Genomic DNA, 10,048 nt, shown 5'->3' with positions numbered 1-10,048 from the left:
GAGTAGGGAACTGCCAGGCATCAATTAAGAAGAACCCCGTACCGTAAGGTGCGGGGTTTTTTGCTTTGTGCGCCGGAAATACCGGGTGGCGGCACCGCCTGACCGTGCCTACAATTGTTAAAACGATTTTAACAATGGTGCCGCTTTGACACGTCCCTTTGATTACCAACAAGATTTTGCCAACATTAATTTCCGTGACCATGCAGAGCTGTATCAGGTGGGGCGGGGAGAGCAGGGTGTGCTCATGGTGGAACCTTACAAAAGCGAGATCCTTCCGCACTGGCGATACAAAGATGCTGAAGTTGCAGCGCGATCGGCAAAAGAAATTTACGCCCTGTTTGAAGAATATCGTCAGCAAAACGACTTTGTGGGTATGGATATGGCGCGTAAATTCATTCAGATGGGCTATACGCGCGCCAGGCGATACGCCAATCATAAAGGCGGTAAAAAGTACGATGAGAAGCGCCAGGTCAAACCGCTGGATTGCGATCCCGTAAAAGCCGAAGCCGCCGCGGTCTTCAAAAAGTGGTGGGATAAAATTCGTGCAGATGAAGATTATTTGCAGCGAAAAAAGGCGCATCAGCAGAAGTGGGGATAATTACTACGTCCGCTAATAATTCGATACCTGATCGAGTTCACAAAACGTAATGAAACATATTGGAAACATTTTATTTACCTAACGATTCGTTTTAAATCCGGTTTTACTGTTTGTGGGCAATGGCCCGCAATGTGAGACAGGGGATTTTAAAATGACAGAAACCGTAGCCAGTGCAGATACGGATAACACCAATTTGGCAGGTAAGGATACCCGTCGTCGGGTTTGGGCAATCGTTGGGGCCTCCTCGGGGAACCTCGTAGAGTGGTTTGACTTTTACGTCTATTCATTCTGTTCACTCTACTTTGCGCATATCTTTTTCCCGTCCGGGAATACCACCACTCAGCTTCTGCAAACCGCAGGCGTTTTTGCCGCCGGGTTCCTGATGCGCCCTATCGGTGGATGGCTGTTCGGCAGGATCGCAGACAGAAAAGGGCGCAAGACCTCCATGCTCATCTCCGTATGCATGATGTGCGTCGGCTCGCTGGTGATTGCCTGCCTGCCCGGATATGACACTATCGGAACATGGGCACCCGCGTTGCTGCTGCTGGCACGTCTGTTCCAGGGGCTGTCGGTCGGTGGGGAATACGGCACCAGTGCGACATACATGAGCGAAGTGGCGGTTGAAGGCCGAAAAGGTTTCTATGCATCATTCCAGTATGTGACCCTCATTGGCGGACAGCTGCTGGCGTTACTGGTTGTGGTGATCCTGCAACAAATCCTTAGCGATGAAGATTTGCACGCCTGGGGCTGGCGCATCCCGTTTGCTATGGGCGCTGCCCTGGCGGTTGTCGCCCTGTGGCTACGCCGTCAGCTTGATGAAACCTCTCAACAGGAGGTCAGGGCGCTGAAAGAGGCGGGCTCGATGAAGGGGCTCTGGCGAAACCGCAAAGCATTTTTGATGGTGTTAGGTTTTACCGCCGCGGGCTCGCTAAGTTTCTATACCTTTACCACCTACATGCAAAAATATCTGGTTAACACCACGGGCATGCATGCAAACGTTGCGAGCGTCGTCATGACGGTGGCGTTACTCGTCTTTATGCTTATCCAGCCGATTGTCGGCGCGCTGTCGGACAAAATAGGTCGCCGCACCTCCATGCTGATCTTTGGCGGCATGCTCACCCTGGGTACCGTTCCGCTTTTGACTGCGCTACAGCAGACAACGTCGCCGTATGCCGCTTTCGCGCTGATCATGGTGGCACTCATTATTATCAGTTTTTACACGGCAATCAGCGGCATTTTGAAAGCGGAAATGTTTCCCGCACAGGTGAGGGCGCTGGGTGTTGGCCTCTCTTATGCGGTCGCGAATGCCCTGTTTGGCGGTTCGGCAGAGTATGTCGCGCTATCGCTTAAGTCGTGGGGCAGTGAAACGACCTTCTTCTGGTATGTCACCGTAATGGGAGCGCTGGCGTTTATTGTCTCGCTGATGCTGCATCGCAAAGGAAAAGGTATCCGCCTTTAATAATGTGCCATCTGCCAGACGGCGTAGCCGGTCGTTGCGCCGGCGACATCCCAGGCGAAATCTTTCCAGCTCCAGCCGCTCCCAGAGGGGCGGCTATCCCATAGTTCTTTTGATGCCCCAAGGCCCACTGAGAACATCAACCCTATCGCCGCGCTACGGTCCCGGCTGTATCCCTGATGCTGCGCGTACTCATTACCGGCTGCAGACAGCATAGCGGAAGCGAGGAAGTGTTGTGCTTTGTCCTGACCGGACCAGCTATCATTGGCCATATGACTGCAGCCAGTCAGAAAGAAAGCGCTCAGTAACAGAGGAATACGCATCAACGGGCTCCATAAAAAAGCCCTGCGGGTAACAGGGCCTGGACATTACAGAATTCGGCTGATAAGTCGGTCAATACGGATACGACGCAAGCGGCGAATCAGCTTGCGAACTTTCACCGGATAATCGGCAATGCTCTGCAGCTCGCGATAATGATTAACCACCGTGGTGTGCGTGCGAATCAACTCCAGTTCACGCTCACGCTGTGCGGCTAACTCATGCTGCGGGTCATGGATCAGGATCGCGTTTTCCAGATCCAGTCTCCACGCGCGCGGGTTCAGGTTGTTACCGGTCAGCAGCATCCACTCATCGTCGACCCACATACCTTTCAGATGGTAACTGTTGTCTTCATCTTTCCACAGACGCACAACCAGCTGGTCAGTGTTTACGTAATACTGTAAACGGCTCAGGAAGCGGCGCAGGTTAATTTCATAAAGATAAGGCAGCGCACCGATGATTTTGAACGGCTGATCTTCAGGAATGAAGAAGTCGTTCGCCGTTTTATCCCCGACGATAATTTCCACTTTTTTACCATCGCGCAGCAGCTGAATGATATTACGCACCAGTACGGCAGGAAGGTTAAAGTACGGCGTGCAGATGGTGAGCTTTTGCTCCGCGCACGGCATCAGATGGAAGATCGTTTTATTCAGCAGGCTTGATTTGCCAAGCCCAACCAGCGGGGTAACGGATAACTCTTCGTTGTTTGCGTCGCCCTGAAAATGGTAAACAGCATCGCGCAGCTCCTGGCGGAAGGCGCGAACATCGTTTTTGATTTCCGGGCTCTTAGGGCGCTCGGGATCGTCAAGGCGATTAACGCCACGGCCATGTACCAGGTTTTTATCAACCCAGTTAAACATGATATCGGCCATCTGAGGATTACGGATCAGATGGTAGCGGTCATAGCGATATTTATCGAGCTGATGAAGGTAGACATCATTGAGGCTTGCGCCGCTGTAAAGCACGCTGTCATCGATGATGAATCCTTTAAAATGAAGGACGCCGAGCGCTTCGCGGGTATTCACCGGGACGCCATAAACAGGTACATCGACGCCAGGATTTTCCTGCGCCGTGCGGCAATACCAGTCTGCATTGGTGTTTGAAGCGGCCGCGCCAATACGGCCACGCTGGGCGCGATGCCAGTCAACCAGCACGCGAACATCCAGCTCCGGACGCTGACGCTTGGCTTCATAGAGCGCGTTCAGGATCGCACGCCCGCCTTCATCTTGTTCAAGATACAGGGCCACAATGCAAATGCGTCGCGTGGCACTGGCAATCTTTTCCAGAAGCGTCTCCCGAAAATGAGCGGGAGCGTAAAAGAACTCTACATCATCAACTGACTGAGAAATCTTCGGTAGTTGAGCAAGGTGTTGTTGATGTTTATTACGCTTAAATTTTGACAACATCACAGTGCGTTTCTTCTCTGTTCATTGAAGGGTTGTCTGTACCATGCAAACAACATAAGCGGACAATGATACCACCAGTCCCGTCCAAAGTGGGTAACATTTCCAGTAGCTTACTCGGGTTTGTCTGCCGGTGTCAGGCCGAGGGATAAGGCGACAATACCTTCGTCCAGCTGAATATCAACCTCAAATCCGAGTTTTCGCGCCAGGGTCACCATACCGCGATTGTTCGGCATAGTAATGCCATTCAGGCGTAACAATCCGTGATCTCGCGTATAACTGATGAGTTTTTCCAGCAGTCGTCTGCCCAGACCCAGGCCTTTAAGATCGGAGCGCACCAGCACAGCAAATTCCGCGTCAATGTTATCCGGATCGGAAATTGCGCGCGTCACGCCGAGGATCTCATCGCCCCGATCGGAACGTCGAACGGCGACAAACGCCATCTCTCGATCGTAGTCGATCTGGGTCATATTGGCTAAATCATCGTGGGTAAATTCGTTGATTTCGCTAAAGTAGCGATAATAGAGATCTTCTTTCGTAACCTGAGAAATAAAGGCACGCAGCTGCGGTTCATCTTCCGGCAGAATAGGGCGGAACAGGGCGCGTTCCCCATTCTTCATCTCGACCCACTCCTCCAGCTGCAGAGGATACGGACGGATCGCCAGGCGGCTCTCTCTGTCCCCTTCAAATGGCGCGATATCCAGCGTTACGTCCAGCGCCGTAAATTCAGTGCCGGAGGCGAGCAGCGGATGGATATCCAGCCGCTGGATCTCCGCACAATCTACGACCAGGTTAGACACCTGCACCAGGAACTGACTTAACCCGGCAATATCGAGCGGACGCAGGGCGCTGCGGCCACGGATCTTTTTGCTTTTAATCGCCTGAATGATCAGATAGCGCGCCAGATTCATGTTCAGCGGCGGTAGCGCCACCGCGGCCTGTTCCTCTGGACGCCACTCAACGCCGCCTTCCCCCAGCATAATGAGCGGGCCGAAGACGGGATCGTGTTCAACCACCACCCGCAGTTCCTGGGCGCCCGCGCGGTGAGCCATGCTTTGCACCAGCAGTCCGTGGATCCGAGCCTGCGGCCAGGCCATTTTGACGCGATCGAAAATGGCATCGGCTGCCTGCTGCACCTCCGTTGCCGTACGCAGGTACAACATGACCCCCTGAACGTCAGACTTATGCGGGATATCGGGGGAACGAAGCTTAAGGGCGACCGGGTAGCCAATCTGTTCGGCTATATGTACGGCCTCAGCGCTGTCGCTGGCGATCCAGGTTGGCAGAGTTTGCATCCCGTAGCTGCCCAGTATGGGCTGCACTTCATGCGTATCAAGCGAGGTCGCGCCTTCTTCAATAGCCTGCTGTAACAGCCGATGAACATCGACGGTGTTCGCCGTCAGGTTTCCGGGCAAAGCCGGTGTCTCACGCAGCTGTTTCTGGTTGCGGCGATATTCCACCATATGCATAAATGCCGTGATGGTGCCTTCCGGCGTGCGGTAGGTTGGCAGTCCGGCTTCACTGAACAAGCGTCGCGCCTCCTGAGAGGAAAACTCACCGCACCAGTTGGTCAGCAGGGTGACATATTTGCCGCGCGGATGATTTCGTACCGCCTCAATCAGCGCCCGCGCGCTTTCACTGCCCGGCGCGGCCGCGCTGGGGGAGTGGATAATCATCAGCGCATCGAAATCCTGGCAGTCCAGCAAAATGGAGATTGCCCTGATATAGCGATCGCTGCTGGCATCATCGCGCAAATCAAGCGGATTGCCGGGCGTCACGCTTGCCGGAAGCGCCTCTCTGAGGCGTTGCAGCGTCTCTTCACCCAGCGTGGCCAGCTTGCCGTTACGCAGCCAAAGCTCATCCAGCGCCAGCGCGGCAGGGGCCGCGCCATTGCTGACAATCATTAACTTCTCGCCGCGCAGCGGACGCATGTGGCTCAACGTCTCAACGGCGGAAAAAAGCTCGTGTGTATCCTGCACCCGCAGCAACCCCGCGCGCTGAATGGCAGCATCCCAGGCCGGATCCATACCGGAATGAGACTGCAGCAGACGCTGCGCCGCAGGGCTGCGACCGCTTTTGATAACGAGGATCGGTTTATTGCGCGATGCGCTACGCGAAGCGGAAACAAAACGACGGGCGTCGCTCAGGTGCTCAAGATAAAGAAGGATTGCGCTGGTTTTGCTGTCTCGCGCCAGGAAATCCAGCAGTTCGTCAACGTCAATATCCAGGCTGTCGCCCAGAGCAATGAAGTAGGAGAATCCCATTTCACGCTGCTGCGCCCAGTCAAGGATGGTGTTTGAGACCGCAGCCGACTGCGAGATAAACGCCAGCTTGCCTTTACGGATCGGCACCGGGGAGAAGCTGGCGTTCAGCCCCTGCCAGGGCGCGAGCAGACCCAGGCTGTTCGGCCCGAGAATGCGCATCTGATAGCGGCTGGCGCAGGCCAGCAGTTCGGGCTGCTGTTCAGGCGGAGACGAGAGAATAATGCAGGTTTTACACCCTTTCTTGCCGAGTGACTCCAGCAGTTCCGGATTGCGTTTGGCGTTTGTACACAGAACGGCGAGATCCGGTACGAAAGGCAGGCTCTCCACGTCCGGCCAGGCAAGCACGCCCTGAACGGCCTTATAAGACGGTGTGACGGGCATAACGGGACCGTTAAATCCTCCGGCCAGCAGGTTGCGCATCATCAGATAGCCTGCACGATCCGGTTTCATTGATGCGCCGATGACGGCAATGGATTTAGGACGGAGTAGCGCTTCTAACCCTTTCTGGCTCATGCAGGCCTCCTGTGAATGCAAGCGACCTGATGATTTTAAACGCTTTCTGTTTCCGTTGCTGTGATGCTGCCCTTATGAACGGTTTTTCCCGCCAGATAGCGCTCCCGGAAGCATGAGAAATGGTTGCCCAGGGCACCAGCTGCAGCGGTATCTCCTGCTAAATCCAGTAGCGCAATGGCGACTTCGGCAGTGCAGTATTGCCCGTCAGCATGCGCTTCGCGCAGGCGGTAGGCCGAGACGCGGGAAAGATCGACAGAAATAACCGGCAGAGCGTCGAGGTAAGGGCTTTTGCGAAACATTTTCCGCGCTTCGGTCCAGGTACCGTCCAGCATAATAAACAGCGGTGGTTTCCCTGATGGCGGCGCGGTAAGGACCTGACGCTGTTCTCCCGCATAAGATGCCGGGAAAACCACCATCGGCTGGTAGTCCGGGCTTGCCACCAGGTCGAGCAGAGCCTGAGGTGGCTCAGTGCGCGACCACTGAAACGCGGCGGTATCCGGCAGAATATCGGCAATAAGACGCCCCGTATTACTGGGCTTCATCGGCTCGGTATCGAACATGACCAGACAAAAGCGGCTCTCCGCAGTACTTGGGGCCAGCGTCTCGCACAGACACACCTTCAGCGGCAGCAGGCAGCGCTGACAGCGACGTATGCGATTGCCACGAGCAAGAAAGGGGCGAGTCGCGCGCGCAAGGCGTTCGGCGCGTAATTTAAGGACAGCGTTATCAGTCATGGGCGAAATGGAGGAAAAACCCTATTTTCGCAGAGGCGGGAACGGGGCACAAGGTGTGCCCCGGGAATGTTACAGCGATTCGTTTAACCAGCTATCAAAAGGTGCTTTTGGAACCGCACCGTTGAGCATGTCGATCACTTCACCATTTTTGAAAATCATGATGGTCGGGATACTGCGAATACGAAAACGTGCGCTTAACTCGCGTTCGGCCTCGGTATTAACCTTAACGAACCGCATTTTTCCGCTGCGCTCTTCGGCCACATCTTCGAAGATTGGCGCGAAGCTGCGGCACGGACCGCACCATGGCGCCCAGAAATCGACCACCACCGGGAGATCGTCCTTGAGGAGTTTGTCCAGCGTAGCACCCGTCGCGTTAATGACATCGCCATCAAACAATTCATGGCCACAACGTCCGCATTTCGCACCGTCATCCATCCGATCGTCCGGAATGCGGTTTAAAGCCTGACAGTTGGCACATACGGTATTCATAACTAACCTCTGATAGAGCCGTGGGACAGCGGCAGAACGCCGATAATGTTTCTGATATGTTACATATTATCAGTGAGCCTGTATGAAACGACAATGCGTTTTATTCAATGGGAACAATAGTCACAGGCTTTTGTACGAAATTATGGCTATGCGCTGGCACATCGGGTAATCTGCGCGCTTCGCGCAGCGCTGGTGGAGAAAAGCATGAACGACGAAATGAAAAACAAAAGCGGCAAGGTCAAAGTGATGTATGTCCGCAGTGATGATGACTCTGATAAACGCACCCAAAATCCGCGTACCGGAAAAGGTGGCGGGCGTCCAGCGTCCTCTCGTGCAGACGGTGGCCGTCGCCCCGCCCGCGATGACAGAAATAACCGCGGTGATGACCGCAAACGTGATGACCGCAAGCGTGACGATCGCAAGCGCGATGACCGTCCGCGTGATGACTTCTCACGTGATAACGCCTCTCCGTGGCGCACCGTTTCTCGCGCCCCTGGCGATGAGACGCCGGAGAAAGCCGATCACGGCGGTATCAGCGGTAAAAGCTTTATCGACCCGGAAGTGCTGCGTCGTCAGCGCGCGGAAGAGACCCGTGTATATGGCGAGAACGCCTGCCAGGCGCTGTTCCAGAGCCGTCCTGAGTGTATCGTCCGCGCCTGGTTTATCCAGAGCGTGACCCCGCGCTTCAAAGAAGCGCTGCGCTGGATGGCGGCGAACCGCAAAGCCTACCACGTGGTAGATGATGCTGAACTGACAAAAGCGTCCGGTACCGAGCACCACGGCGGCGTCTGCTTCCTGATTAAAAAACGTAACGGCACGACAGTTCAGCAGTGGGTCAGCCAGGCGGATGCCGATGACTGCGTGCTGGCGCTGGAAGACGTGGGCAACCCGCACAACCTGGGCGCAATGATGCGCAGCTGCGCGCATTTCGGCGTGAAGGGCGTGCTGCTGCAGGATGCCGCGCTGCTGGAATCCGGCGCCGCGATCCGTACTGCGGAAGGCGGAGCCGAGCACGTACAGCCGATCACCGGCGACAGCGTTCTGGATGCCCTCGAGCAGTTCCGTAAAGCGGGCTATTCCATCGTGACCACATCCAGCCATGCCGGTACGCCGCTGTTTAAAGCGACGCTGCCGCGCAAGATGGTGCTGGTGTTGGGTCAGGAACGCGATGGTCTGTCTGATGCGGCGCTCTCCAGTTCGGATCTGAGCGTCTCCATCGACGGGACGGGCAATGTGGAAAGTCTGAACGTATCCGTTGCGACCGGCGTGCTGCTGGCCGAGTGGTGGCGTCAGAATAAGGCATAAGCCTCTTATGTGCCGGGCCTGACCCGGCACATTCAAACCCTACTCGCTCTCTGCCGGTAACACAGGCATCCAGTCAATTGGCGTTTCGCCACGTTTTTCCAGCCATTCATTTGCCAGAACAAAATGATTACTGCCAAAGAAACCGCGATGGGCAGAAAGCGGTGACGGGTGCGGTGCCTTCAACACGTGATGACGCTGACGATCGATAATTGCCCCTTTCTTCTGCGCGTGAGAACCCCAGAGTAAAAACACGACCCCTTCACGATGCTCGTTGATAAGGCTGATAACTTTATCGGTAAAGGTTTCCCACCCAAGGCTGGCGTGCGAGTGCGCCTGGCCCGCCCGTACGGTGAGCACCGTGTTCAATAACAGCACGCCCTGGCGCGCCCAGCTTTCCAGATAACCGTGGTTGGGGCGGGTAAACCCGGGCACGGTTCCCTCAAGCTCTTTATACATGTTGAGCAGAGAAGGGGGGATCGCCACGCCTGGGCGTACGGAAAATGCCAGCCCGTGCGCCTGCCCAGGGCCGTGATAGGGATCCTGGCCCAGAATGACGACTTTCACATCGCTCAACTCGGTATAGCGAAACGCGTTGAATACATCTTTTTGCGGCGGATAAATCGTTTGCCCGGACTGACGCTCAGCGGCAACGGTACTGAGCGTATTGATAAAATAAGGCTGCTGCTTTTCTTCTGCCAGCACGTCATGCCAGGTTAAAGGTGTCGTCATGTCGCTCTCCTGCGAATCTCAATCTGTCACTAGCTTACCTGTTTAACGCTTGTGAGCAAAATTACGCGCTGAAATGCGTGCTAAGTCGTTAAATTTATTTTGAAATGATGCAGGTTAAGTTGAGTTGATGGGGGTATGAAATTGATCTAAAGCAATAAATTCAAACCACACTCTTTATGTGGTTGGTATTTTTGTTGATTTAAATCAATAAATCGCCGTGGTGTGAATGATATATATAC

General features: G+C 54.8%; 9 protein-coding genes. 3 read left to right on the top strand and 6 right to left on the bottom strand.

What is annotated here, in order from left to right; translation table 11 throughout:
• The first annotated feature begins 145 nt into the window (after nucleotides 1-145).
• Nucleotides 146-598 carry a DUF4385 domain-containing protein gene (locus IM284_RS09220; protein WP_047368114.1) on the top strand — a complete coding sequence of 151 codons (453 nt, stop codon included), beginning with the start codon at nucleotides 146-148 and terminating at the stop codon, nucleotides 596-598.
• Nucleotides 599-749: 151 nt separating this feature from the next.
• Nucleotides 750-2,057 (top strand): MFS transporter, encoded by a 1,308-nt coding sequence (locus IM284_RS09215; RefSeq protein ID WP_041908648.1) that lies wholly within the window; start codon nucleotides 750-752, stop codon nucleotides 2,055-2,057.
• On the opposite strand, the gene IM284_RS09210 is transcribed toward IM284_RS09215, so the two are convergent.
• The 5 genes from IM284_RS09210 to trxC form a co-directional block, all read right to left on the bottom strand.
• Complete coding sequence (locus IM284_RS09210) at nucleotides 2,054-2,377, bottom strand: YfiM family lipoprotein (protein ID WP_041908650.1); 324 nt, start codon at nucleotides 2,375-2,377, stop codon at nucleotides 2,054-2,056. The two genes, IM284_RS09215 and IM284_RS09210, sit on opposite strands and share 4 nt — an antisense overlap.
• A gap of 45 nt (nucleotides 2,378-2,422) precedes the next feature.
• Nucleotides 2,423-3,778 (bottom strand): CDP-diacylglycerol--serine O-phosphatidyltransferase, encoded by a 1,356-nt coding sequence (gene pssA / locus IM284_RS09205; RefSeq protein WP_023331103.1) that lies wholly within the window; start codon nucleotides 3,776-3,778, stop codon nucleotides 2,423-2,425.
• Nucleotides 3,779-3,888: 110 nt separating this feature from the next.
• Nucleotides 3,889-6,552, bottom strand: a complete 2,664-nt coding sequence (gene pat, locus IM284_RS09200) for a protein lysine acetyltransferase (protein ID WP_047368113.1) — start codon at nucleotides 6,550-6,552, stop codon at nucleotides 3,889-3,891.
• Nucleotides 6,553-6,587: 35 nt separating this feature from the next.
• Nucleotides 6,588-7,286 (bottom strand): tRNA-uridine aminocarboxypropyltransferase, encoded by a 699-nt coding sequence (gene tapT / locus IM284_RS09195; protein WP_045260163.1) that lies wholly within the window; start codon nucleotides 7,284-7,286, stop codon nucleotides 6,588-6,590.
• A 69-nt stretch (nucleotides 7,287-7,355) separates the two neighbouring features.
• Nucleotides 7,356-7,775 carry a thioredoxin TrxC gene (gene trxC, locus IM284_RS09190; protein ID WP_028014108.1) on the bottom strand — a complete coding sequence of 140 codons (420 nt, stop codon included), beginning with the start codon at nucleotides 7,773-7,775 and terminating at the stop codon, nucleotides 7,356-7,358.
• Nucleotides 7,776-7,979: 204 nt separating this feature from the next.
• Between trxC and IM284_RS09185 the strand changes: the two genes are divergently transcribed.
• Nucleotides 7,980-9,080 carry a tRNA/rRNA methyltransferase gene (locus IM284_RS09185; protein ID WP_041908658.1) on the top strand — a complete coding sequence of 367 codons (1,101 nt, stop codon included), beginning with the start codon at nucleotides 7,980-7,982 and terminating at the stop codon, nucleotides 9,078-9,080.
• Nucleotides 9,081-9,119: 39 nt separating this feature from the next.
• Here IM284_RS09185 and ung read toward each other — a convergent pair whose 3' ends face one another.
• The gene (gene ung, locus IM284_RS09180; RefSeq protein ID WP_023333064.1) at nucleotides 9,120-9,809 is read right to left on the bottom strand and encodes a uracil-DNA glycosylase; all 690 of its coding nucleotides are present in this window, start codon (nucleotides 9,807-9,809) and stop codon (nucleotides 9,120-9,122) included.
• Nucleotides 9,810-10,048: the final 239 nt, after the last annotated feature.

Source organism: Enterobacter cloacae complex sp. P12RS (assembly GCF_014895875.1).
Taxonomy (GTDB): domain Bacteria; phylum Pseudomonadota; class Gammaproteobacteria; order Enterobacterales; family Enterobacteriaceae; genus Enterobacter; species Enterobacter bugandensis.
The sequence above is the reverse complement of the archived record's forward strand: the minus strand, read 5'-3'. Positions and strand labels throughout refer to the sequence as shown.

Coding starts and splice junctions, on each gene's coding strand:
- IM284_RS09210 (WP_041908650.1), bottom strand. CDS start 2,377: ATGCGTATTCCTCTGTTACTGAGCGCTTTCTTTCTGACTGGCTGCAGT.
- pat (WP_047368113.1), bottom strand. CDS start 6,552: ATGAGCCAGAAAGGGTTAGAAGCGCTACTCCGTCCTAAATCCATTGCC.
- trxC (WP_028014108.1), bottom strand. CDS start 7,775: ATGAATACCGTATGTGCCAACTGTCAGGCTTTAAACCGCATTCCGGAC.
- tapT (WP_045260163.1), bottom strand. CDS start 7,286: ATGACTGATAACGCTGTCCTTAAATTACGCGCCGAACGCCTTGCGCGC.
- IM284_RS09185 (WP_041908658.1), top strand. CDS start 7,980: ATGAACGACGAAATGAAAAACAAAAGCGGCAAGGTCAAAGTGATGTAT.
- pssA (WP_023331103.1), bottom strand. CDS start 3,778: ATGTTGTCAAAATTTAAGCGTAATAAACATCAACAACACCTTGCTCAA.
- IM284_RS09215 (WP_041908648.1), top strand. CDS start 750: ATGACAGAAACCGTAGCCAGTGCAGATACGGATAACACCAATTTGGCA.
- ung (WP_023333064.1), bottom strand. CDS start 9,809: ATGACGACACCTTTAACCTGGCATGACGTGCTGGCAGAAGAAAAGCAG.